Raw genomic sequence first — 23,940 nt, forward strand, 5'->3', positions numbered from 1 at the left:
ACCATGACCAGTCAACACAAGCTGTTGCCATCACTGCTGGACCGATTGCTGGACGATCGTCCGCATCAGTCCATCGAAGCGTCATCGCAACGCTTGTGTTCGCTGGCCGATTACAAGGCCAGCATCGTTCGCGACCTGGAAATCCTGGTCAACACCCGCCAGTCCCTGGTCGCCAACGAGCTGGACGGTTTCGTCAACCTGAGCGGCAGCATCCTCGATTACGGCATGCCGGATTTCACCAGCCGCAGCGTGCTTGATCCCAAGGATCGCCTGCTGATCCAGCGGCAACTGGAGAAAGCGATCACGGTCGGCGACCGGCGTTTTCGCAGCGTCAAAGTGCAACTGCTCGCCCAACAGACCGGCCAACGCATGCTGACCTTTCGCGTGGACGCGGTCCTGCGCCTGCAAGACGTCACCCGTCAGGTGTCCTTCGACGCGGTGCTGCAGGTCAACACCCAGGAATACAAAGTGCAGAACCTCAACTGATGCTCGACGAACTGCTGCCCTATTACGAAAAGGAACTGTCGCACCTGCGCTTTTTGGGCCAGGAGTTTGCGAGCCAGTACCCGAAAATCGCTTCGCGGTTGCTCATCGAGGGCGATAACTGCGAAGACCCGCATACCGAGCGCTTGATCGAAGCGTTCTCGTTCCTGTCGGCGCGGGTGCACAAAAAACTCGACGACGAACTGCCGGAAATCGTCGAGTCGTTTCTTGAAGTGCTGTACCCGCATTACCTGCGCCCTACTCCGTCGATGTCGATCGTCGAATTCAATCTGGGCAAACAGGAAAAAGTCACCGAAGCCTTCCGTGTACCCCGGCATACCGAACTCAGTGCCAACCCGATTGATGGCGTGGTGTGTAAATTCCGTACCTGCTACCCGGTCGAGCTGTGGCCGGTGGCGGTGCAACAGGCGTCATTCATCGAGATGGAGCGCTCGGCGTTCAACGGCCACAGTGCTGACCTGGTTGCGCGCTTGCGCATCGGTCTGGTCGCGACCTCCGATGTGATGTTCGGCAAGATGGAACTCGACAGCCTGCGGTTTTTCCTCGACGGCGAAAGCACGTTGATGCTGCAACTGTACGAACTGCTGTTCAACAACCTGGCCAAGGCCACGCTGAGCTTCGAAGATCAAGGGCGCACCCGTGAGGTCGTCTTGCCGGCCAACGCGTTGAAAGCCGTCGGCTATGGTCTCGACGAAGGTTTGGTGGACTATTCGGAGCGCTCGTTCCTCGGCTATCGCCTGCTGCACGAGTACTTCACCTTCCCCGACAAGTTCATGTTCTTCGACCTGTCGGGCTTTGCGCGGATTCTGGCGGGCAAGGACGTCGAGAAGGTCGAGGTCAATTTCTACTTCTCCGACTACGACCTCAGCGACCGTTTGGCACGCCTGACGCAAAACATCGGGCGCAATAACTTCAAGCTCAATTGCACGCCGATCATCAACCTGTTCCGCCAGCAGGCCGAGCCGATCAAGTTGACCCACGCCCAGCACGAGTACGCAGTGACGCCGGATGTGCGCCTGCAAAGCTCGGCGGAAGTGGTGTCCATCGATCGCGTGCGGCGCGTGCGCAAGGTCGGCGGTATCGATCAGGTCGGCACTTGCCACCCGTTTTTCGAACCCCGTGGCGATCAGGGTCCCGGCCAGAGTTTCTGGATTGCCCGGCGCCGTGCCGTGCAGACCGGCCAGCGCGATGGCTCGAACGTGTTTATCCGGGTGGTGGACCGAGAGCTGGGGTTAATGGAGTCCAACAACGACACGTTGAGCATCCGCCTGACTTGCAGCAATCGCGACCTGCCCCTGATGTTGCCATTCGGTGGCGAGCGCGGTGATTTCAACATTCCCGGCAACTCGGTGATCAAGGACATCCGCTGCCTGCGCAAGCCCACCGCCACCGCGCGCGTGCCGCTGGGCAACGGGGTGATCTGGCGGCTGATTTCACACCTGTCACTGAACCACATGTCGCTGGTGTCCCGTGGCCGCGAGGTGCTGCTGGAGCTATTGTCGCTCTACAACTACCGCAACGTCTCGGCGATCCGCAAACAGATCAACGGCATCGTCTCGGTCAGCAGCGAACCAGTGGTTGCGCGCATCGGCCACCCGCGACCGAATTTCGTCCGCGGCGTCGGCATCACCCTCAATTTCGATGAAAGCCAATACACCGGCAGCGGTGTGTTTTTGTTCGGCATGGTGCTCGACCACTTCTTCGGTCAGTACTGCTCGATGAACAGCTTTACCCAATTAACCCTTCGCACCTTGCAGCGCGAAAAGAGAGTCGTCCAATGGCCACCGCGAACCGGCGATCAACCCCTGGTCTGATTGATCAGGCACGGGCTGAGCCGCACCGATTCGAGTTTTTCCAATTGGTGCGCTTGCTTCGCCTGCATTACAGCAGAACCGGGCGCATGGACCTGGAAACCCGACCGCACGAAGACCCTCTGCGTTTTCGCTCGCAGCTGTCGCTCAACTTCCCGGCCAGTGAAGTCAGCGATTTGCAGTTTGAGCGTGAAGGCAAGGTGTCCGTGGCCGGCCTGCCGTTGTCTGAAGTGCAAGTCACGTTCATGGGCCTGGTCGGGCCGTCGGGTGTCTTGCCGCGCCCGTACACCGAGCTGTTGATCGAGCGGCACATCCAATACCGGGATGACGCGGCCCATGCGTTCCTCGATATTTTTTCGCATCGCATGACCACGCTGTTCTACGAAGCCTGGCAAAAGTACAAGTTCTACATCGAGTACGAACGTAACGGCAGCTCGGATTTCGACCGCTACCTGCTGAATCTGGTGGGGTTCGGCCCCGAGGCGCAGAAGCAGAAATTCGACAAACAAGGCTCGCCCCTGCGCCGAGAATTGTTCAGCTATTTCTCCGGCCTGTTCGCCCAGAAACCGCGCAATGCGTTGAACCTGGAAGTGATGCTCAGTTTCTATTTTTCGCTGCCGTTCAAGGTCAAGCCGTTTGCCGGTCGCTGGCTGAAGCTCGATGCCAGCCAATGCACGCAGCTAGGGCGCAAGAACGCTGTGCTCGGGCAAAGCGCCGTGGCCGGCAACCGGGTCTGGGATTACCAATCGTGCGTGCGCATCGAAACGGCGCCGCTGGAACTGGCTGACTATCAACGCTTGCAGCCGGGCAGCGTCGACTACCAGAAACTGGTTGAGTTGGTGCGCTTCTACGTCGGTGCCGAACTCGATTTCCAGTTGGCACCCAAGCTCAAACCCCAAGCCGTCCCCGTCGCCCGCCTGGGTCGTCAGGGCAACGTTTCGCTGGGCCGGCTCGGTTGGCTCAAACGACCAGGCGTCGACGTGGAACCCTCCCGTTGCGCGCTCTTCCACATTCCTTTTGATGGGGTCTCCCTGTGAACCTGAAGCCCCTGTTTGCCAAGCTGAACGACACCAGCCGTACCGCCACCGAAAGCGCCGCGGCGCTGTGCCTGTCGGAACACCATTACGATGTCGAGATCGAGCACCTGTTGTTGCAGTTGCTCGACAGCCACGACAACGACCTGCCAGCCATCCTGCGTCATTACGACGTGGTGCCTGAACGCTTGCAGGCGCAATTGGTGACGGCACTGGGGACGTTCAAGAAAGGCAATACACGCACGCCTGCGCTGTCGCCGCACTTGACCCGCATGATCGAACAGGCGTGGGTGCTGGCGTCCATCGAATTCGGCCAGGCGCAGATCCGTACCGGCCATCTGTTGCAGGCGTTGCTCGATGACGACGAACTGCGCCGGGTGGTGATCGCGGGTGCGGCGGAGCTGGAGAAAATCAACGCCGACGATTTGCGCGTGAACCTCAACGCGTTAGTGGAAGGCAGCGCCGAATCGGCCCTGACCAAACCGCTGGGTACTTCAGACGCCGCCAGCGCCAGCCCGATCAAAGGCAACGGCAAAACCCCAGCCCTCGATCAATACACCATCAACCTCACGCAAAGCGCTCGCGAAGGCCGGATCGACCCGGTGCTGGGCCGCGAATTCGAGGTGCGGCAGATGGTCGACATCCTCACCCGCCGCCGCCAGAACAATCCGATCCTCACCGGTGAAGCCGGCGTGGGTAAAACCGCTGTGGTTGAAGGCCTGGCCCTGCGCATCGTTCAAGGTGACGTGCCGTCGGTGCTCAAGGGCGTTGCCATCCACACCCTGGACCTGGGTTTGTTGCAGGCCGGTGCCGGGGTGAAAGGCGAATTCGAAAACCGCCTCAAGTCAGTCATCGAAGAAACCAAGCGCAGCCTGCACCCGATCATTCTGTTCATCGACGAAGCGCACACCTTGATCGGTTCGGGCGGCCAGGCCGGACAGAACGATGCCGCCAACCTACTCAAGCCCGCGCTTGCTCGTGGCGAGTTGCGCACTATCGCGGCGACCACCTGGGCCGAGTACAAGAAGTACTTCGAGAAAGATGCCGCCCTCGCCCGCCGCTTCCAGGTGGTGAAGGTCGAAGAGCCGGACGAAGACAAGGCGATCCACATGCTGCGCGGCCTGCTGGCCAAAATGCAGGAACATCACAAGGTCACGGTGATGGACGAAGCGCTGGTGCAAGCCGTGCGCCTGTCCAATCGCTACATCACCGGGCGCCAACTGCCGGACAAAGCCGTCAGCGTGCTGGACACCGCTTGCGCCCGGGTCGCCTTGGGGCAATCGGCGCAACCGGGACCGCTGGAAGACTGCAAGCGCCAGATCGACAACCTGCAGGCAGAGGTCTCGGTGCTGCAGCAGGAAGCCGCCAAAGGCAGCGACCATGCCCGCCGCCTGACCACCCTCAATACCGAATTGCTCAGCGAACAGCAGACCCGTGATGCCCTTGAACAACAGTGGCAACGTGAACTGCAATTGGTGGAAAAACTTGGCGCCCTCAGCCACCCGGAAAACCAGTCCCCAGATGCTCAGGAAATTGCCGCGGTGCGCGCCGAGCTGGTCAGCGTCCAGGGTGAACAACCGCTGGTGCATGCACTGGTAGATGGCGGCACCATCGGCGAAGTGATTTCCGGCTGGACCGGTATTCCGCTGGGCAAAATGCTGCGCGACGAAATCGAAACCGTGCAGCGCCTGCCTGCATTGCTGGGCGAGCGGGTACTCGGCCAGGACCATGCACTGCTCGAAATCGGCAAGCGCATCAAGATTTCCCGCGCACGCATGGAAGACCCGAACAAGCCGATCGGTGTGTTCCTGTTGCTCGGCCCGAGCGGCGTTGGCAAGACCGAAACCGCACTGGCGCTGGCCGACACCCTGTACGGCGGCGAGCGTAACGTCATCACCATCAACATGTCCGAGTACCAGGAAGCCCATACCGTCTCGAGCCTCAAGGGTTCGCCTCCGGGTTACGTCGGTTATGGCGAGGGCGGCGTGCTGACTGAAGCCGTGCGGCGCAAGCCCTACAGCGTGGTTCTGCTCGACGAAGTGGAAAAAGCCCACCCGGACGTGCTCGAACTGTTTTTCCAGGTGTTCGACAAAGGCGTGCTGGATGACGGCGAAGGTCGCGAGATCAACTTCCGCAACACCGTGATCATCCTCACGTCCAACACCGGTACCGACCGCATCATGCAGTGGTGCCTCAATGCCCAGCCGCAACCGACACCGGAAGACATCGTCGAAGGGCTGCGTGACGAATTGAACCAGGTATTCAAGCCGGCCTTCCTCGGCCGCCTGACCATCGTCCCCTACTACCCGGTCAAGGACGCGATTCTGGAGCGCATCGTCGCGCTCAAGCTCGAACGCATTCGCCAGCGCTTCGAGCGCAATCATCAGGCCGTCCTGAGCTATGACGAGGAGCTGGTCAAAGCCATTGCCTCGCGCTGCACGGAAGTCGACAGCGGCGCCCGCAACATCGACAACATTCTGTCCAAGACCCTCATGCCCGAGCTGGCGCAGCGGGTACTGGAGCGCATGGCGCAGGACAAACCGATCCAGAGTTTGAACATCGAGTTGGGCAGCGACGGCGATTTCGCCTATCGCCTGTGCTGATCGAGCATTTACAGGTAGTGGTCATGGACAAGAATTTTTCAGGGAAACGTCCCGTGAAGGCATTGGCTCAATGCCTGACGGTGGTGGCGATGATGACGGTACTGAGCGCCTGCGGCGTGACTGATCGGGTCAGCAAGCGGGTCGACGATACGTGGGCCGGCGACATGCTGTTCGATGACAACGAGAAAGTCATCCTGACCTCCGACGGCGGCAATCAGCTCAACCCCGACGCGGAGGGCAAACCGCTTTCGGTGGTGCTGCGAGTCTATCAGCTGACTTCACTGGAGCGCTTTTCCTCGGTAGACGCCGACTCGCTGTGGGACGACCCGCAAAAAGCCCTCGGCAACACCCTGATCGAGAACCGCGAAATCACTTTGTTGCCAGGCATGGGCCAGGTCGACAAGTGGCCCCTGAACAAGGCCGCGGGTTATGTCGGCGTCGCGGCGTTTTTCCGCTCCGACGAGAACAGCCGCTGGAAGGTCGCGTTTGACGCCAATTCGTTGCGCAAGGACGGCATCTGGTTTTCTTCCGATGGCCTGCGAGTACTGGTCGACAACAACACCGTCTCCGCCGTCAGTGGCGTCGACGTGCTGAACAAACCCAAGACCGAAGAGCAACTCGCCAAAGCTTCCGCCCTGCCCGACCCACCGGCCCAGCCAACGCTGACTCAACGGGTTCAGGACGTGGTGATTGAAAAAGCCCAGGACAAGGCAGCCGGCTCCGCGCAGAAAGCCGTGGACTCGAAATTGAATTCATTATTGGAAGGCGCTCAATGAGTAAGCAAAGCCGGGTGATGTGGTCCGAAGGCATGTTCCTTTTGCCACAACATTTCCAGTATCAGGATGAGTTCCACCAGCATCAGCTGGCGCAGGCGACCCTGCGCAATACGCCTTTTCACTGGGGCGTGCAGTTGCTCGAAGTGGACGAAGAAGCCCTCGCCACCGGCTCCCTGCAGCTGAAAAGGCTGAAACTGGTGTTTCCCGACGGCAGTCTGTTCGATGCGCCGCAGCATGATCCGCTGCCCGCTGCCCGCGATTTGAAGGACTTGCTCAAGGGCAACGACCTGAAGGTCTACGCCGCGCTGAAACTGCCTGAGCCCTTCGGCCTGAACTACGTCGAAGACGGCCAGGAACAAAAGACCGGGCGACGCTTTCGCAAGCAGTTCGACACCTTGCCGGACCTCAATGAAGGCGACCTGGAAAACGAAATCACCAGCCTGCGGCTAAACGCAGTGATGCTGATCGATGGCGACAACCTGGATGGCTACACCTGGTGCCCGATCGCTCGCCTGTCGCGCAACAACATCGGCGGTTTCAACCTCGACGGGCATTTCGTGCACCCGACGCTTCACTTGGGCACGCACGACACCCTGATCGGGCTGGGCAAGCGTTTGCTCGGTGCTTTGCAATCGAAAAGCAAGGCGCTGTCCGGCCGTCGTCGCGAGCGCGCGGATCAGATCGCCGAGTTCGGCTCCAGTGACGTAACCCTGTTCTGGCTGTTGAACACGGTGAACCGCGCCCATCCGACCCTAGCGCATTTGCTGGCCCATCCGCGTTTGCACCCCGAACGCTTGTATCTGTTCCTGGCTGAACTCGCCGGCGGCCTGCTGACATTTTCCCTGGATACACAGCTCAACGACATCCCCGAGTACGACCACCACGACCCGGCGGCCTCGCTGGTCAAGCTCGACGAAATGATTCGCGTGCTGCTCGACAACGTGGTGCCGAACCAGTGCGTGGTGATCAACCTGACCCAGACCAAACCCTCGTACTGGCAAGGGCAGTTGCACGACCCACGGCTGGCGGAGGCCGATTTCTACATTTCCGTGCACGCCGACATGCCGGGCGCGAGCCTGCTGGAACTGGTGCCACGGGCGTTCAAGGTCGGCTCGCCGGAAGACATCGAAGTGGTGGTCAACAGCGCCATGCCGGGGGTCACGCTCAATCACTCGACGCGCCTGCCCAATGCGATTCCGGTGCGACTGGACAATCACTATTTCTCCATCGAGCCCCATGGGCGGGTCTACGAACGAATGATGAGTGCCCAGGCCATTTCTTTCTATGCGCCCAGCGCGTTCACCAACCTCAAGCTTGAACTGATGGCGGTACTCAAATGACCGAAGCCGTACTGCAAGGCGCCGTTGCGGCCGCCAGCGAAAAACCGACGCTCAAAGACCTGGTGCAGGATTTCATCAGCATGGCGCTGATCGTGCGCAAGGGCCGCCAAGTGACTTCGGTCAGCGCCTTCGAGGCGAGCGTCGACACCTTCTTCAAGGCACTGGAACGCGATGCCCGCAGCGCCAACTATAGCGTTGAACAAGTGAAGGACACCCAGTACGCCTTGTGCGCCTTCCTCGATGAAAGCGTGTTGCGCTCCGGGGACAACGAACTGCGCCGTCACTTTGAATTGCAGCCGTTGCAGTTCCGCTATTTCGGCGTGCACCTGGCGGGCGAAGGCTTCTTCGAAAAGATCGATTCATTGCGGGGCGACGTCAAACAGAACCTCGATGTCCTCGAGGTCTACCACCTGTGCCTGGCCCTGGGTTTCGAAGGCAAATTCAGCCTCGGGCAAAAGGACCAGTTGCGTTACCTGGCCAATACCCTGGGCCAGGACATTGCGCGCTTTCGCAAGACGCCCAAGGCGCTCTCGCCTGACTGGGCCTTGCCCGACCAGGTCTCGCAGATGCTGCGCCATGAAGTTCCCCTTTGGCTCTACCTGGCGCTGATTGCGCTGGTCTGCGTGGGTGTTTACCTGACGCTGGACTGGCTGCTGGCCAAAGACGTAGCCGCGTTGTCCGAACAAATCAGCCAGCTGTTCAGTGCCTGAGCACAGGTCAGGTAACCGAGTCAGGAAGACATGAAGACATTATTGCGTTTGTTGAAGAGTTTTTGGTTCCTCGTCCCCGTCCTGTGGCTGGCAAGCCTGGCGGTCTGCTGGTTCGTGGCCCCGCACGTGAGCTGGCTGCGCGGTTATGCGCTGGAGGCCATGGCGATCGTCAGCGCCTTCTACCTGCTGATCATTGTGCTGCGTCAGTACAAGCGTATCCGTGCAGAACACAACCTTGAAAACCTGGTGCAGATCGAAGTCGATCGTTCGCTCAAATCCACCGGCGAGTTCCGCGATCAGCAAGTGCTGCGCGAACGCCTCAAGCACGCCATTGCGATGCTGCGCGCCGACCGTTCGGCCGGTGGCGGTGGTTCGTCGGCACTTTACGATTTGCCGTGGTACCTGGTGATCGGCATGTCGGCGGCGGGCAAGACCTCGTTGCTGACCCGCTCCGGCCTGTCCGCTAGCATTGCCAGCAGCGCCAACGACACCGAAAGCGGCACCCAGCATTGCGATTGGTATTTCAGCCCCGAGGCCGTGATGATCGATACGGCCGGCCGTTACCTGCGCGACGACCCATCGGCCAGCGAGTTCGCGGCGTTCCTGCGCATGCTGAAAAAGCAGCGCAACAAAGCCGCCGTCAATGGTCTGGTGTTGGTGGTGAGCCTGCCTGAACTGCTGGCGTGCAGCGCGGCCGAGCGCAACGAACTCGCCGCACAACTGGTGTCGCGCATCGAGGAGTACAACGATTGCCTGGAAGCCAATCCACCGATCTACCTGATGCTGAGCAAGACCGACCAACTGCCGGGCTTCAGCCAGGCGTTCGAAGGCCTCGACCTGAACGAGCGCCAGCAACCGCTTGGCATGACCTTCGGTTTGTCCGAGATCCGCAACCAGGGCCTGCGCCCGGTGCTGGATGCCAAACTGGCCAATTTGCACAGCCATATTCGTCGTCACGTCGATGCCCAGATGATTGCGTTGGGCGCCGATGCCAACAGCGCATTGCTGAACTTCCCGAACTATTTCGCCGAGCTGTCGGGCGTGCTGGAACAGTTTCTCCAGCACTTCGCCGAGACTCGTCGCAGCGGCGCGCCACTGTTGCTGCGCGGGCTGTATTTCACCAGCGCCTTACAGACCGACCAGCAACTGAGCCAGGTGTATGAAGACGATCTGGCAGAGTCGTTCGCCCTGCAACCGGAGCACGAACAACCGGAGCCAAGCACCGGCCGCAAAATCAGCGACCGCAGCTACTTCATCACCGACACGTTCCGTCGAGTGATTTTCCCGGATCGCGACCTGACGCTTTACCAGTCGCGTTTCGGCAAGAACAAATCCGCCAGCCCTGCCCTGCTGGGCCTGGCGGTCCTGGCCGGTGTCGCGTTCATCGGCTGGCAAGCCCTGTCGTTCCAGAACAACCGTCAGTGGCTGGCCACGCTGCGCGAGCAATTGACCGAACTGCAACAGTCGCCGGACAGCGCGCGGTTACTCGCATCAGGGCAAGGCCTGGAACTGCTGCGCGATCAACTCACGGCTATCGAGAAACACCGCGCCAAAGGCGTGCCGCTGCAACTCGGCGCCGGCCTTTACCGTGGTGACGACATTTACCGTGTCGCCCAGACCGCCTATTTGCAGCAACTGCGCACTCAGGCGCTGGAACCGATCACCCTGCAATTGCAGTTGCAGATGCGCGCGTTCAACGAGTTCGCCAAGACCATGGACCCGCAAAACACCTTTGCGCCCGCAACGTCCAAGGCCGGCTCCGCCAAAACCCGTCTGCAGGGGCAGAAACTGCCGATCCGCTTGAACAACGTGCCACGCAGCACCGCTGATGTTGCCGGTCGCCTGAACGGTGCAGCCCGTGGGGCCGCCAACAAGGCTCGCGGCGAAGCCCTGACCGCGTTGCGCAACCCGGCCACGGCGAGCGATGCCGCAGAACTGTCGGCGACAACCGGCGGGCTTTCGTTGTCCGAAGAAATGCTCGGCCGACTGGATGAGCGCCAGGTCGCTTCGATCATCGAGTCTTACAACGCACTCAAGCTCTACCTGATGCTGACCCAACCCGCCACCCATCCGGATGCAGAGTTCGTGGCGGCTGCGTTGCCGCTGGCTTGGGCCAATACCGCCAGCGCCGACAACGCTGTCAGCAGCGCGGTGATTGCGGACAACGCGCCGGTGTATGTGCAATTGCTCAAGAGTGGTCAGGCGCCGACGTTGTCGCGCAACGAACAACTCATCAGCGAAACCCGCAACAGCCTCAAGTCCTTCATGATTTCCAGCTCGCTGGTCGATCGCGAATACCTGCGCCTGCAACTGGAATCCAGTCGCCAATTCCCGGCCGTCGGCCTGAGTGATCTGGTGCCATTGCCGGGCCGTCAGTTGCTCTACGGCACCGAAGCGGTTCCAGCGATTTTCACCCGTCAGGGCTGGGAACAGTTCGTCAGGCCGGAGCTGATCAAACTGGTGTCGGGCAACCTGCAGAACGAATCGGACTGGGTACTGGACGGTGAAGGCGCCGACAGCATTGTGCAAAAAGCCAACTTCATCCGTGAGTTCATGACGCGCTACAAGCGCGACTACACGCAAGCCTGGTACACCCTGATCGACAGCGTCGGCGTGCGCCATTTCACCGACATGGCCAACGCAACCCAACAGCTGTCGCTGCTCAGCGACGTACAAAACTCGCCAGTGAAAATTCTCTTGGCGGCGGTCAACGACAATACCCAATGGGATGTCCCTGCCCCCCGCGAAACCCTGCAAGCGGGCATCAAGCCTGAGGACGGATTCTGGAGCAGCGTCACCGGCATTTTTGACGGCAAGAACGCCTCACCGAGCACGCTGATTTCGCCTTTGCCGGCGGTCGACGACGGCAGCCTGGCGAAACGCTTCGAGCCAGTGTCGCGGGTGTTTGCCGTGCAAAACGCCGAAGGCGCCGACAGCACGATCATGGATCGTTACCTGGCGGCGTTGCGCAAACTCAAGGTGCGGATGAACAACATCCAGCGCTCCCAGGACGTTGGCAAGAGCAGCAAGCAGCTGATCAGCGAAACCCTCGAAGGGCTGCCGAGCGAAGTGACCAGCGTGCGCAACTATGTCGAGACCACCGTCGATACCAGCCAGGGCGGCCTGTCCTCTTCATTGCAGGGCTTGTTCAGCCTGCCGATCCAGTTTGCCTGGGAAACCCTGCGCGACCCGGCCGGCCAACAGATTGCCAAGGCTTGGGCACAGCAGATTGCCAAGCCATGGGAACAGGTCATGGCGCACCGTTACCCCATTGCACCCGGTAGTCGCAACGAAGCCTCGGTCAAGGACCTGCAACGTTTCGTCGACCCGGAATCCGGGCTGTTGCCGAACTTCAAGCGTAACGAAATCGGCAACCTGTCCGGTGGTGAAGGCCTGGGGATGAGCAGCGACAGCAAGGCAACACCGCTGGTCAATCCGAACATGGTCAACAGCATCGACAAGGCCAGCTCGTTGGGCCAGGTGATTGCCAGCCTGTCGGACCGCGACAACGGTTTCGAGATCATGCTCGAACCTGCGGCCAGTCTCACCGACATCATCTTCACTCTCGATGGCCAGGTGCAGCACTACCGCAACGGCAAGACCAGTTGGAGCCGTTTCTCGTGGCCGGGCACCACCACCACGCCGGGCGCACGACTGGATGTGGTGACACTGAGCGGCGAACGCATCACGGTATTCGACTACCCAGGCCGTTGGGGCCTGCTGCGCATGAACGACAGCGCACGGGTCAGCGATCTGGACGGTATCCAGCAACGCTTCAGCTGGAACACCAGCAGCGGCCCGGTCAGCCTCGCCGTGCGCAACTACGGCGGCGTCAAACTGACGGACTTGGCCAACGTCAAAGCCTTGAGCGCACTGAACGCCAAAGAAGGTCGTCCGCTGTGAGTCGCCGCACCTTGAATCAGGGAACCGGCCAATGATCGGCTGTTTCGGAAAAGTCCCATCGAGCCCGGACTTCGTCAGCCTGCAAGGTGCAGGCGACGACGTCTGCGAGTTCGACGGCTGGCTCCAAGGCGCGCTGGCCGCCTTGCAGCACCGCGAAGACTGGCGCGAGCTGTTCGACACGTTGCCGGTGTGTTTTTTCAGCTATCGCGCGCGCAGCGGCAATTGGTTGCTGGGTGGGATGATCAGCTCGAAAGATTCGAGTGGGCGACGCTATCCGTTTTTCATTTTCCAGACGCTCAAGGCCAGCGAAGCCGAGCCTCTGGTCAATCCGTTCACCCTTGGCGAACTGTTCAGTGGCCAGATCAGGCCTCTGCTGCACATGGCCGTCCAGGGTGAAAGCACCTCGGTGCTGTTCGATCGCATCAAGGCCCTGCGTCCGTTGCAAGGCCAGGACTTCGAGTTGTTCCGGCGCGTACATGACAAGTTCCTGGTGAACTTCAACCTGCGCGATATCAGTAGCGCGCTCCAGGGCGCCTACCCGGAATTCGTCACCAACGCCGCGCTTACCCGGCTTCACGCCCTCAGAAGGCACCTGGCGCACACGACGCCAATCGGCATCGCCCTGCCCCTGCCGGCGGAACGAGGCCTGAAGAATCCGACTGCTGATTTGTGGGTCACCTGGCTGACGCAAATGACCCCGGAACGCGCGGTGCCGCAGATCAGTCTGCTGGCCGACGACTTCATGCGCCCCCGGCTGATCTGCTTCGCCTCACGCCAAACCAGCGATGCCTACCGCGTGCTGACGGGCATTAGTGACCGCTCGCAAAGCTACGACGTGCTGGCGTCTTTCGATGCCTTCGACGAGCACCACCGCCAACACGCCTTTCCCGAAATCGACCGCCCTCTGGGTGACGTTATCGACCGTTTTGTCGATGCCCTGGATTCGAAGCCTGTATGAACAAGATCAAGTACTACTTCTTGCGCTATCAACCCTACATTCTGGGGGTGTGCTTTTTCCTCACGATCTTCGTGGTGTGGGGCATCGGCCGTGCGTTTGATTTCAGTTCGCTCAACAGCCTGCTGACCGGCATCGGCGTATTCCTGGTGCTGTCGGCAGGCTATGTGCTGCTGCTCTATCGTGGCGTGTCACGCCATCACAACCTCGAAGGGCTGCTGCGCGACGATGCCGATCAAGCGGTGCTGAACGCGAGCCCGGCGGATCGCGAAGAGGTCAGCCTGTTGCGTGAGCGGCTGTTGCAGAGCATCGAACGCCTGCACAGCAACAAGCCCCGAGGCAGCAACCCCAAGGATGCGCTGTACGCCCTGCCCTGGTACCTGGTGGTCGGGCAGCCGGCGGCGGGCAAGAGCACCATGCTCTACCAGTCGGGCCTCAATTTCCCCTACGCCGAGCGCGAAGGCGTGCGGGTCGCAGGCCTGGGTGGCACGCGCAACTGCGACTGGTTTTTCAGCTCCGAAGCAGTCCTGCTGGACACCGCCGGCCGCTACATGAACAACCAGGAAGAGGCCGGCAAATGGCGGGCCTTCCTTCAATTGCTGCGCCAGCATCGCCAGCGCCGTCCACTCAATGGCCTGATCGTCACCGTCAGCATCCACGACATCCTGCAATCCTCGCTGGAAGATCAGGAGCGTATCGCCAAGCGCCTGCGCGAACGCATTCAGGAAACCCATGCCCTGCTCGAAGTGCGTTTGCCGGTGTATCTGGTGTTCACCAAGTGCGACCTGGTGCCGGGCTTCGCACCCTTCTATCGCCAACTTGATGAAACCGCGCGCGGCGAAGTCATGGGCAAGACCTTTTCCCACAAAGGTTACGAGCAGGCTGATTGGGGCCAGCGCTTCGGCGTCGCAATGGATGAACTGGTCACCTACTGGCAACAGGTGGCGAGCCAGCAATTGGTCACGCAGGACATCCAGATCACCCGACAGGATTCGGCGGTGTACCGCTTCCCGCTGGAACTGGCGGCACTCAAACCACGGTTGCAACTGTTCGTCGATGCGCTGCTGCGGGCCAATCCTTATCAAAATGCAGAACTGCTACGCGGCTTTTATTTCACTAGTGCCCTGGATGCCGACCAGCCGGAAATGGGTGGGCACGCGCGCCAGGTGACAGAGCGTTTCTCGCTCGAACGGGATCTGGAGATCGCCAGCGGCAACGCGCAACCGCGCCCGTTGTTCATCAACAGCCTGTTTCGCAAAGTCATCATTCCTGACCAACATTTAGTCGCGCTGTACACCACCAACCACCGCGAACGTCGGCGCAAGGCGGCATGGATCGGCGGCGCCGGGCTGGTGGCGGTGCTGCTGTGCAGCCTGCTCGGCTGGTCGTACATCAATAACAAGAACACCCTGCAAAACATCACGGCAGAGCTGACCCAGGCAGGCGTCGACGATCATTCGGCCAGCGGCCAATACACAGATTGGCAAACATTGGATCGCCTGCGGTTCTGGACCGCGCATTACTACGCGCAGCATCACGACGAAGGTGTGCCGTTGCGCATGCGCCTCGGGCTTTACCAGGGTCACAAGGTAGAGCCAATGGTGCGCAGCCAGTATTTCGACCGACTCGAAACCGTGATGCTCAAACCCACGGCCGACAACCTGACCCGCTCGTTGTATCTGCTGACTACGCTCAAGGTCTATCAGCGCAACGCCAAAGAGTTGATGCCGGTGACAGGCGTGGACAGTGTCGAGCCCAAGGCGCTGCCCAACGACAACCGCGCACAATCCATTGCCGCCTTTGGCAAGGCAACGCTGGACACTTACGTCATGCTGTCGCGTGCGCAACGGGAAAAGGCCGACCCGGCATTCCTGAAAGCGAAAATCCCGGATTACTGGTATCCGGCGATTGCCCGCCAGGTCGGCAGTGCCGCTGCTGCCACCAGTAACCAGGACTATGAATTCGCCAGCCGCCAGATCAATTTCTACAGTGATCAGATTCACGAGCCGGACGTGCCGCGGATTCTCGATAACGCGTTCCTGATCTCCAGCTCGCGCAACTACATCAACAGTTTGCTGACCCAATCGTTGCGTTCGATCGAGACCATCACGCTGGAGTCGGACACCCTGTTCGCCTTTGCCCGTGCCGATTTCCAGAGCCTCAAGACCGAGGGTCAAAGCCAGCTTAGCGCGATTGCCGGCAAGCTGCTCAGCACCCCCAACATCGGGAAAATCATCATCGCCGGGCACGCCGATCAACTCGGCGACCCACAAGGCAACCTGCAGGTTTCCAAACAACGGGCACAAACCATCAGGACTTATCTGGTGGGCAAAGGTGTCCCCGGCGAGCTGGTAGAAGCGGTCGGCGAAGGCAGCACCAAGCCTTTGGTCAAGTGCGATATGCAGCAGCCAAGGGCGCAGCTGATTCACTGCCTGGAACCTAACCGACGGGTAGAAATCGAAGTGCGGGCACTCAACTGAGAAGCCTGCGCCGGTTATAGAAAATTCGGTGCCTGGGTCATCTCGAAGTGGGCCGAGGCTGCCGTAACACACCTCTCTTGATCGTTTCAAAGAGGTTAAAACGAAGGGCTGCGATCTGTTTGCAGATACATCCCTTTAAATGAAGGTAAGGAGAAATTAGAAATGGCATTTGACGCATACATCCAGATCGACGGCATTCCAGGTGAAGTACTGGACGACAAACACAAGGATTGGATCGAAGTGCTGGGCTACGAGTACGGCGCTACTCAGGCCACTTCCGCGACTGCCAGCTCGTCGGGCGGTGCTTCGTCGGAGCGTGTCGCGCTGAGCGATTTCAGCATCCGCAAAGCCGTGGACAAGGCTTCTGCCAAGCTGTTCGAAGCCTGCTGCAAAGGCACGCACATCGCCAAGATCCAACTGAATGTGAACCGCGCTGGTGGTGACAAGGTGACCTACCTGACCATCAACCTGGAAGAAGTCGTGGTGTCGTCGGTCAAAGCGGTCGCCGGTGGCAGCCAGAACGGCGAAGACAAATCGGTTGGCGACCTGCCGATCGAAGAAATCAGCTTCAACTTTGCCCGCATCAAAACCACCTACACCCAGCAGAGCCGTGCCGATGGCCAGGGCGGCGGCAACGTCACCGGCGGTTGGGATCGTACTGCCAACAAGGTTTTCGCATAACACCGTGGCAATGACGGGCCGCCCGGCGGCTCGTTTTCAGCACCGTGCCCGCCGGGCGGGTACGGTGTTCTTTTATTTTGATCAGAGTTACCTATGTCTGAATTTCTCAACGACCTTTCGCTGGCCGAACTGACCGCGCCCATCAATGAGGGGAGCGGCGAAGACTTGAGCTTTTCCGCCTTGTTCGATCAGGTGAAAGAAGCGCGGCGAGCAGACCCCGATTATTTGACCCAGGGTGACTGGCAAACGGATCTGAAGTCCTCTGACTGGGACCTGACCATCACCCTGGCGGCACAAGGCCTGGCTCGACAGAGCAAGGACCTGATGCTGGTCGCCTGGCTCAGCGAAGGGCTGGCGCACCAGCATCATTTCAGCGGTATCACTTTTGGCCTGACGCTGGCCGAACGCATTCTGGATACTTTCTGGGGCGGCCTCTTCCCCTCCCTCGAAGACGGCGTCGATGAACGCGCGGCCCGTTTGGCGTGGATGAAAACCACCTTGGCCGATGTCGTGGGCGGACTGCCCATTACCCAAGGCCAGCAATACGGTCTGCTCCGCTACGACGAGTCCAGGCATGTCGAAAACCTGGCACTGCAAAGCCCTCAGGCCATGCGTGCAGCCCTGGACGAAGGCAAGATCAACGCTGAGGTCTTTCAGCGTTCGGTGGTGCTTACCGACTCCGATCACCTGCGCCGCAAAGCCAGCGAAATCGCCGCCAGCCTCAACGCCTGCCAGCAATTGCAAAGCACCGCTGACAGGCTGTTCGGCCCTGACGCACCGAGCTTTGCCGGGCTGCATGACGTGCTGTCCCGTGCAGGCCAATTGGCCGAGAAGCTGCTTAAAGATCGGGGGATAGAACTGCATCCGGCCCCTGTCGCTGCAACCCCGGCCGCCGAAAGCGCTGGCGCACAACCTACAGGTGCTGCAATGACCCAGACCCAGCAAGACATTCCCGTCACGCCGCTGCGCACCACGCCCCAGACTCGCGACGAGGCGTTCACCCTGCTGGCGGGTATCGCACAATTCTTCAAGCAGACCGAGCCGCAAAGCCCCGTCCCCTACCTGATCGAACGTGCGATCAAATGGGGCAACATGCCGCTCGAAGGCTGGCTCAACGATGTGATCAAGGACAGCAATGTCGTGGACAACATTCGCGATGTGCTGGGCACCAAGGAAGCGAAGTCCTGATGAGCTGATGGACGCAGAAATCTCAGGCAAAAAAAATCCCGGGCAGCTGATGGACGCCCGGGACTTAAAAATGCATAAACCGTGGTGGTGAACGCGGCGCGGATATTACGCAATGTTTCGCGCTGTAACAAGATATTTTATTTAACCAGTCAGTTACTAAATTCTCTAAGCCTTTAAATATCCAGATATTTTTTAAGGTTAACCTCGAAACCTCTTTAACTACAGGAACCAGCGGTATTCCCGCGCGCTGATGTCGTGCAAGAAGGCCAGGTGGTCCTGACGCTTGTTCTCGCAATACACATCAACGAACTCCGCGCCCAGTCCTTCGCGCAACTGCGGATTGCCTTGCATCGACTGCACGGCCTCAAGCATTTCCAGCGGGAAGTCGATGCCGCTGCTGCGGTCTTCGTTGAGCGGCGCAATCGGTTCGCGACCGCGTTCCAGCCCTTGCTCCAGCCCTACCAGAATTGCGGCAAGCACCAGGTAAGGGTTGGCATCGGCACCAGCGAGGCGATGTTCGATTCGCAGGTTTTTCGCGTCCGACTCCGGCACTCGCAGGCAGGCATCTCGATCCTCAAAGCCCCAACTGGCCCGCGAGGCGACGTTTACCGTACCGCTCAAGCGACGCATCGCGTTGTGGTTCGGCGCGAAGATCGGCATGCAGTGCGGCAACACATCCAGGCAACCCGCGACTGCATGGCGCAGCGCTTGTTGCCCGTTCGCCGCCAGCAAGTTGTTGCCCGCTTCGTCGTAAAGGCTCACGTGCACATGCATGCCGCTGCCGGGGTGCTGCAAGTAAGGTTTGGCCATGAAGCTGGCGCGGTAGTTGTGCTTGAGCGCTACACCACGGGTGCTGCGGCAAAACAGGGCGGCCCAATCGGCGGCGCGCAGGCCGTCATCCAGATGGCCGAAATTGATCTCAAACTGACCAGGCCCCAACTCGGCGGTGATCACTGTGGCATCGATACCTTGCGCCCGGGCGGTCTCGACCATTTCATCGAGCACCGGGGCAAACCGCGACAGACGCTCGATGTGCATGTTCGGTTGATCATCGGCATCGCCCGTCAGCGGATCGCGGGCAAACTGCGGCAAACCATCACGCAACTGGCTGTCGAACAGATAGAACTCCAGCTCGAACGCCACCACCGGAAAAATGCCTTTGCGGCCCAGCCGCGCCAGCACTTGCGCCAACACCTCGCGCGGTTCGAATTCGATCGGTTTTGCTGTGCCGTCCGAGGTAATCAACATTTGCCCCAACGGCTGTTTCTCCCAGCTCACCAGTTTCAGCGTGCCGGGCACCAGGCGACGCAAAGCATCGGGATCACCATCGTTGAAACAGTAGTCGCCGATCTTGAACAGCCCGCCCTGAGTGCCGAGCAACACACAGTTTTGCGGCAACTTGAGCGCACTGCCGGCGGCGACTTTTTCGAGCATTTCGATCGGGTAGCGCTTGCCGTAGAAATGCCCGGGAATGTCCAGGGAAATCAGGTCGACGTAGCGCACATCGGGGTAGCGCTGACGAAACCCACGCACTTCGGCCAGCAGATCAGAGCACACAGCATCCATCATTTTGTTCCTTGTTGTTTTTATCAGGTGTAAACCCAAAGCACGCGGGTGAGTTGATCGGACAGATTGCCGTAGCGGCAATGGGCATGACTGGCCAGTTGAAAGCTGTCGCCGGCACGCAGGGTCACCGGCTCATCGTCATCCAGCCACAGCGTCAATTCCCCTTCGAGGACATAGCCGCCCTGCTCCGAGCTGTCTTTCATGTGCCGGTCGCCACTGCTGGCGCCGGGTTCGAGCTGACTTTCCAGCATCGAAAAAGACGCGCGCATTTTCGGCGAGACCATGATGTCGGTGATGCCGTCGGCGTAGTACAGGGTGCGGCGCTCGTCCGGACGGGTCACCCACGGCAGGGCCTTGGGTTTGGGCAGGCTGTAGAAGTAGGTGGTCGGCACGCCGAGGGTTTCGCTGATGGCGGTCAGGTCCGCCACCGTCGGGCGGGACAAACCGCGCTCGACCTGCGACAGGAACCCCACGGACCGGCCGATTTTGTCCGCCAGTTCCTTGAGGGTGTATTTCTTGTGCTTGCGCAGGTCCTGGATCAGGATCGCCAGCGCCGAAATCTCTTCTTGCATGTCCATCTAAAGGCTTCCAGAAATTGCTGCTTCAAATGCTGTCGCGCAGCCGATACCAGGCTTTGCCGATGGCTTCCAGTGGCGCCGCCATGTACTTGCCGCCGGGAAAGCTGCCGTTGCTCAACCCTTGGTACAACGCCAATTCATCCGGCTGACCGAGAATCGCATCGCCGACTGCCCGCGCCCCGGCGAGGGTCGGCAGTACGCCGTGACCGGAGTAACCCTGTAGCCAGTACAAATCGCCACGTCGACCGATGTCCGGCGTGCGCTTGAGGGTCAGGTCGATGTGACCGCCCCAGGCGAACTCCAGCTCGACGCCTTTCAATTGCGGAAACACCCGCTCCAGGCACGGCCGGGTTGCGCCGGCGATGTCTTTCGGCATCCCGCCCAGATACGTGCAACCACCGCCGAACAGCAGCCGGTTGTCCGGTGTGCGGCGGAAATAATCGAGCACGAACTGGTTATCGGTGACGCACACATTGCTCGGCAGCAACGCAGTGGCCTGCGCTTCGGAAAGCGGCGCGGTGGACACCTGATAAGTGCCAACCGGCAACACGCAACTCGATAGCTGCGGGTCGAGCCGATCAAGGTAAGCGTTGCACGCCAGCACCAACACGTCGGCGCGAATGCGACCGCGTTCAGTGGTGACCACGTAACCGTTGCCGTCCTCGTGATAATTCAGTGCTTTGCTTTGTTCATGAATCACGCCCCCGGCCCGCTCAATGGCGGCGGCCAGACCGAGCGCCAGTTTCAGCGGATTCAAGTGCCCGCCTTCAGGATCGAACAACCCGGCCTGATAACGCTCGCTGGCGACCCACTCCGGCAGTTGCTCGCGCGGGATGAACTGCAAAGCGTCGTGACCCCATTTGTGGCTGGCCTCGTGTTGCCATTCCGTCAGCAGGCTGACCCGTCGCGGCATCACCGACGTCCAGAGGTGGCCGGACCGATAGTCGCAATCGAAACCATGACGCGCAGGCAGTTCACGCAATTCCCGCGCCGCCCAACGCATCCCGTCCCACAGCCGCCGCGCGCGCTCATAACCCAGTGCAGCTTCCAGCGGCGGCATGTCACACGACCAACCCAGAATGGCCTGCCCACCGTTACGCCCCGAAGCCGCCCACGCCACCCGACTGGCTTCCAGCAATGTCACGCGCTTGCCGGCCAGCGCCAGGCGCAGTGCCGTGTGCAAACCGCTGAAGCCGGCGCCGATGATCAGCACTTCGGTGTCCTGCTCGCCTTCCAGTGGCGGCCGATTGACCAGGCGATCGGCGCAGGTATGGGCGTAGTAGCTGGCGACATGCTGCGTGGATTGCTGAAACATTCCGGCTCCATGAAATTTTATAGTTTTAATTTCATGAAAAAATACACGATGATTTTCACGCAGGCAATGTTTCAGAGACGAAAGCGCGTTTTAGTCCGATCAGCCGATGCCAAAAGCAACGCTGTTGCTGCTTATTGCGCACAACGCTTCCAACAATAAAATGATGAGGCTTCGATGCGTGCTCGACTCCTGAGGAGTTCAAGTTAGGGGATATTCCTGGCGAGCATGCAACACACTCACGATCTCTATTCGGTCCGTCACTCGATAGACCACCAGGTAGTTGGGGTGCACAACAATTTCCCGAGTACCGGGCACTCGACCGAATCGATACAGATAGGGGTGTTCTGGGAGAACCGATGTAACCATCTCGATGGCCTGCCCCAGGTCGCTGGCCGCTACAACGTGACGATCGCCAATATAATTAAGGATTTGCCAAAGTTCAGCCCTTGCTTCGGGCCGCCACTCAACCAGCATCCCGTTTTTTGCGCTTCGATTCGATCAGGGCTCGCATTTCAGCCATCACTTGATCGTGCGGAACATTTGGACGCGGATCATCCAGTGAAGCCTGTACCTTGGCACGGAACCAACGGTCATAGCTGGCGGCCTGTTCTTCGGTTTCAAACTCGGAAACGATGGGGGAACGTTCGGCGCTCATGGTGACCTCCGGAATCAATGTGTTGGAGTCTATTCGGTATGTGGCTCGTTGTCGTTGTTGCCTGGATGAAGTACAGCCCGCTGGATATGGCATGGTTACTTCAGACAAGCCAAATCCTAAACGCCGCATTTCCGACCGCCAACCCTAAAAAAGCGTCAGAAAATTCCGCGATCGCCCTAAGAATTCACCTACGCGTACCAGCAAACAAAAATGCCCGGACAAAGTGCCGGGCATTTCAGTAAACACACAACGAGTTGTGCTAGTCGGTGAAACCCAGTTTCGCCGCCCGTTTTTCCTGCCCCTGCCCCCGCGTCGCCAGGCAGTAATACAACGGACAAGTCACCACCAACCCCACCAGCCAGGACAGGTCCGCGCCTTCGACCAGATTGGCGTACGGCCCGACATACAACGAAGTGTTGGCGAACGGCAGCTGCACGATGATGCCGATGAAATACGCGACGATCGCATGCAGGTTGAAGCGTCCGTAGATCCCGCCATCAGCGCGGAAGATCGAGGCGATGTCGTAGTGGCCGCGTTTAATCACATAGAAATCGATCAGGTTGATCGACGCCCACGGCACCAGCACCAGCAACAGCGCCAGAATCAGCCCGATGAACTGCGAGATGAAATCCGCCGACGCGCCCAACGCCACCACACAGCAGCCTGCCAGCACCACGCTCGAGAGCACCACGCGCACCTTGATGCTCGGCGTCCATTGACTGGCGAAGGTCTGGATCGAGGTGATGATCGACAGCACGGCGCCATACAGATTCAAGGCGTTGTGGCTGATGATGTTGAGCAGAAACAGGACCATGAGGATCGGCCCCAGCCAACCGGTGGATTGCTTAACCGCCGCCATCGCTTCGGTGCCTTCCGGGGTTGCCAGTACCGCTACCGCACCGAAGGTGAATGACAGGATCGTGCCCAACGTCGCGCCCAGATAGGTCGCGAAAAACGGACGGGTAATGCCGATATCGGCCGGCAGGTAACGTGAATAGTCCGAGACATAAGGCGAGAAGCTGATCTGCCAGATGATCCCCAGCGACACCGTGGCCAGCCAGCCGGACAGGTTGAAACCGCCGCGGGTGAAGAAATCCGCCGGCAGATCATGGGCGAAGATGTAGAGGAACCCGGCGAGCAACGCACTGCCCATGACCCAGGTGCCGATGCGGTTGAGCGTGTGAATGAAGCGGTAGCCGATCACGCCGATCGCGGTGGCGCTGAGGGCGCCGATCAGGATGCTGGCCGGCACTGGCACTGAAGGTGCGATACCGACGATCGATTTACCCGCCAGCACGATGTTGGAAATGAAGAAGCCGATGTAGATCAGCGCGGCGAAGAACACGATCAGCAGCGCGCCATATCGACCGAACTGGCCGCGGCTCTGGACCATTTGCGGAATGCCCATGCGTGGTCCCTGGGCCGACGCGAGGGCAATCACCAGTCCGCCGACCATATGCCCCAGGGCAATCGCCAGCAAACCCCAGAACAGATCGAGATGGAACACCTGAACCACCATGGCGCCGGTGACGATAGGCAGTGGCGCGATGTTGGTGCTGAACCATAAAGTGAAAAGATCGCGAGCCTTCCCGTGGCGCTCTGCGAGTGGAACGTAGTCGACCGTGTGATTCTCGATCAACGGGTCTTGCCGGGACATCTGGGACATATGCATGAACTCGAGTTTGTCTGTTCTTATCTTTGTATGAAGCCAAACCGGGGGGACTCTCTGGCCACCCCTCAGATGCAAACCATATTATGGTATTCCAACATTTTCACAATACTGATCCGCTGTATGGAAGCTCATCTGCTACGCCATCCCGCCTGGTGCCTGTCACCGCTGA

General features: G+C 59.8%; 18 protein-coding genes. 12 read left to right on the forward strand and 6 right to left on the reverse strand.

Annotated features, from left to right (window positions below):
* The first annotated feature begins 3 nt into the window (after positions 1-3).
* The 12 genes from tssE to tssA all read left to right on the forward strand — a co-directional run bounded on the left by tssE (position 4) and on the right by tssA (position 17,985).
* Entirely contained in the window at positions 4-486 is a 483-nt protein-coding gene (gene tssE, locus ACW9JC_RS01825) for a type VI secretion system baseplate subunit TssE (protein WP_034150988.1), read from the forward strand.
* Positions 486-2,318 (forward strand): type VI secretion system baseplate subunit TssF, encoded by a 1,833-nt coding sequence (gene tssF / locus ACW9JC_RS01830; protein WP_457453203.1) that lies wholly within the window; start codon positions 486-488, stop codon positions 2,316-2,318. Before tssE ends, tssF begins: the two co-directional genes overlap by 1 nt.
* Positions 2,282-3,352 (forward strand): type VI secretion system baseplate subunit TssG, encoded by a 1,071-nt coding sequence (gene tssG / locus ACW9JC_RS01835; RefSeq protein WP_457453205.1) that lies wholly within the window; start codon positions 2,282-2,284, stop codon positions 3,350-3,352. The genes tssF and tssG overlap by 37 nt, the downstream gene beginning before the upstream one ends.
* Positions 3,349-5,952 (forward strand): type VI secretion system ATPase TssH, encoded by a 2,604-nt coding sequence (tssH, locus tag ACW9JC_RS01840; protein WP_457453207.1) that lies wholly within the window; start codon positions 3,349-3,351, stop codon positions 5,950-5,952. The genes tssG and tssH overlap by 4 nt, the downstream gene beginning before the upstream one ends.
* A gap of 23 nt (positions 5,953-5,975) precedes the next feature.
* Positions 5,976-6,728: a type VI secretion system lipoprotein TssJ gene (gene tssJ, locus ACW9JC_RS01845; protein ID WP_457453208.1), complete on the forward strand. Its 753-nt coding sequence runs from the start codon at positions 5,976-5,978 to the stop codon at positions 6,726-6,728.
* Positions 6,725-8,068 carry a type VI secretion system baseplate subunit TssK gene (gene tssK / locus ACW9JC_RS01850; RefSeq protein WP_457453210.1) on the forward strand — a complete coding sequence of 448 codons (1,344 nt, stop codon included), beginning with the start codon at positions 6,725-6,727 and terminating at the stop codon, positions 8,066-8,068. The genes tssJ and tssK overlap by 4 nt, the downstream gene beginning before the upstream one ends.
* Complete coding sequence (gene icmH, locus ACW9JC_RS01855; protein WP_338581296.1) at positions 8,065-8,778, forward strand: type IVB secretion system protein IcmH/DotU; 714 nt, start codon at positions 8,065-8,067, stop codon at positions 8,776-8,778. Before tssK ends, icmH begins: the two co-directional genes overlap by 4 nt.
* Before the next feature lie 30 nt (positions 8,779-8,808).
* Positions 8,809-12,681, forward strand: a complete 3,873-nt coding sequence (locus tag ACW9JC_RS01860) for a type VI secretion protein IcmF/TssM N-terminal domain-containing protein (protein WP_457453211.1) — start codon at positions 8,809-8,811, stop codon at positions 12,679-12,681.
* Between the two features lie 31 nt (positions 12,682-12,712).
* The gene (gene tagF / locus ACW9JC_RS01865; RefSeq protein WP_457453213.1) at positions 12,713-13,639 is read left to right on the forward strand and encodes a type VI secretion system-associated protein TagF; all 927 of its coding nucleotides are present in this window, start codon (positions 12,713-12,715) and stop codon (positions 13,637-13,639) included.
* Positions 13,636-16,116, forward strand: coding sequence for a type VI secretion system membrane subunit TssM (gene tssM, locus ACW9JC_RS01870; protein ID WP_457453214.1), 2,481 nt, complete (start codon positions 13,636-13,638; stop codon positions 16,114-16,116). Before tagF ends, tssM begins: the two co-directional genes overlap by 4 nt.
* 162 nt (positions 16,117-16,278) lie before the next feature.
* Positions 16,279-16,797, forward strand: coding sequence for an Hcp family type VI secretion system effector (locus ACW9JC_RS01875; protein ID WP_034150979.1), 519 nt, complete (start codon positions 16,279-16,281; stop codon positions 16,795-16,797).
* A gap of 93 nt (positions 16,798-16,890) precedes the next feature.
* A complete protein-coding gene (gene tssA, locus ACW9JC_RS01880; protein ID WP_457453215.1) occupies positions 16,891-17,985 on the forward strand; it encodes a type VI secretion system protein TssA in 1,095 nt (364 codons plus the stop codon).
* Between the two features lie 219 nt (positions 17,986-18,204).
* Here tssA and ACW9JC_RS01885 read toward each other — a convergent pair whose 3' ends face one another.
* The 6 genes from ACW9JC_RS01885 to ACW9JC_RS01910 all read right to left on the reverse strand — a co-directional run bounded on the left by ACW9JC_RS01885 (position 18,205) and on the right by ACW9JC_RS01910 (position 23,765).
* On the reverse strand, positions 18,205-19,551 hold the full coding sequence (locus ACW9JC_RS01885) for a glutamine synthetase family protein (protein ID WP_457453216.1): 1,347 nt from the start codon (positions 19,549-19,551) through the stop codon (positions 18,205-18,207).
* 23 nt (positions 19,552-19,574) lie between these two features.
* The gene (locus ACW9JC_RS01890) at positions 19,575-20,129 is read right to left on the reverse strand and encodes a helix-turn-helix domain-containing protein (RefSeq protein WP_457453218.1); all 555 of its coding nucleotides are present in this window, start codon (positions 20,127-20,129) and stop codon (positions 19,575-19,577) included.
* Between the two features lie 25 nt (positions 20,130-20,154).
* Positions 20,155-21,444, reverse strand: coding sequence for an NAD(P)/FAD-dependent oxidoreductase (locus tag ACW9JC_RS01895; RefSeq protein ID WP_457453219.1), 1,290 nt, complete (start codon positions 21,442-21,444; stop codon positions 20,155-20,157).
* A gap of 198 nt (positions 21,445-21,642) precedes the next feature.
* Entirely contained in the window at positions 21,643-21,918 is a 276-nt protein-coding gene (locus ACW9JC_RS01900) for a type II toxin-antitoxin system RelE/ParE family toxin (RefSeq protein ID WP_338581304.1), read from the reverse strand.
* On the reverse strand, positions 21,908-22,099 hold the full coding sequence (relB, locus tag ACW9JC_RS01905; protein WP_338581305.1) for a type II toxin-antitoxin system RelB family antitoxin: 192 nt from the start codon (positions 22,097-22,099) through the stop codon (positions 21,908-21,910). Before relB ends, ACW9JC_RS01900 begins: the two co-directional genes overlap by 11 nt.
* Positions 22,100-22,358: 259 nt before the next feature.
* On the reverse strand, positions 22,359-23,765 hold the full coding sequence (locus tag ACW9JC_RS01910) for a purine-cytosine permease family protein (protein WP_457453220.1): 1,407 nt from the start codon (positions 23,763-23,765) through the stop codon (positions 22,359-22,361).
* Between the last annotated feature and the right edge of the window lie 175 nt (positions 23,766-23,940).

Source organism: Pseudomonas sp. SDO5591_S426, assembly GCF_054070755.1.

Coding starts and splice junctions, on each gene's coding strand:
- ACW9JC_RS01910 (WP_457453220.1), bottom strand. CDS start 23,765: ATGTCCCAGATGTCCCGGCAAGACCCGTTGATCGAGAATCACACGGTC.
- ACW9JC_RS01895 (WP_457453219.1), bottom strand. CDS start 21,444: ATGTTTCAGCAATCCACGCAGCATGTCGCCAGCTACTACGCCCATACC.
- ACW9JC_RS01885 (WP_457453216.1), bottom strand. CDS start 19,551: ATGGATGCTGTGTGCTCTGATCTGCTGGCCGAAGTGCGTGGGTTTCGT.
- relB (WP_338581305.1), bottom strand. CDS start 22,099: ATGAGCGCCGAACGTTCCCCCATCGTTTCCGAGTTTGAAACCGAAGAA.
- tssA (WP_457453215.1), top strand. CDS start 16,891: ATGTCTGAATTTCTCAACGACCTTTCGCTGGCCGAACTGACCGCGCCC.
- tssK (WP_457453210.1), top strand. CDS start 6,725: ATGAGTAAGCAAAGCCGGGTGATGTGGTCCGAAGGCATGTTCCTTTTG.
- tssM (WP_457453214.1), top strand. CDS start 13,636: ATGAACAAGATCAAGTACTACTTCTTGCGCTATCAACCCTACATTCTG.
- tssG (WP_457453205.1), top strand. CDS start 2,282: ATGGCCACCGCGAACCGGCGATCAACCCCTGGTCTGATTGATCAGGCA.
- ACW9JC_RS01860 (WP_457453211.1), top strand. CDS start 8,809: ATGAAGACATTATTGCGTTTGTTGAAGAGTTTTTGGTTCCTCGTCCCC.
- tssJ (WP_457453208.1), top strand. CDS start 5,976: ATGGACAAGAATTTTTCAGGGAAACGTCCCGTGAAGGCATTGGCTCAA.
- tssE (WP_034150988.1), top strand. CDS start 4: ATGACCAGTCAACACAAGCTGTTGCCATCACTGCTGGACCGATTGCTG.
- icmH (WP_338581296.1), top strand. CDS start 8,065: ATGACCGAAGCCGTACTGCAAGGCGCCGTTGCGGCCGCCAGCGAAAAA.
- tagF (WP_457453213.1), top strand. CDS start 12,713: ATGATCGGCTGTTTCGGAAAAGTCCCATCGAGCCCGGACTTCGTCAGC.
- ACW9JC_RS01900 (WP_338581304.1), bottom strand. CDS start 21,918: ATGCTGGTTGAGTGGCGGCCCGAAGCAAGGGCTGAACTTTGGCAAATC.
- tssF (WP_457453203.1), top strand. CDS start 486: ATGCTCGACGAACTGCTGCCCTATTACGAAAAGGAACTGTCGCACCTG.
- ACW9JC_RS01890 (WP_457453218.1), bottom strand. CDS start 20,129: ATGGACATGCAAGAAGAGATTTCGGCGCTGGCGATCCTGATCCAGGAC.
- ACW9JC_RS01875 (WP_034150979.1), top strand. CDS start 16,279: ATGGCATTTGACGCATACATCCAGATCGACGGCATTCCAGGTGAAGTA.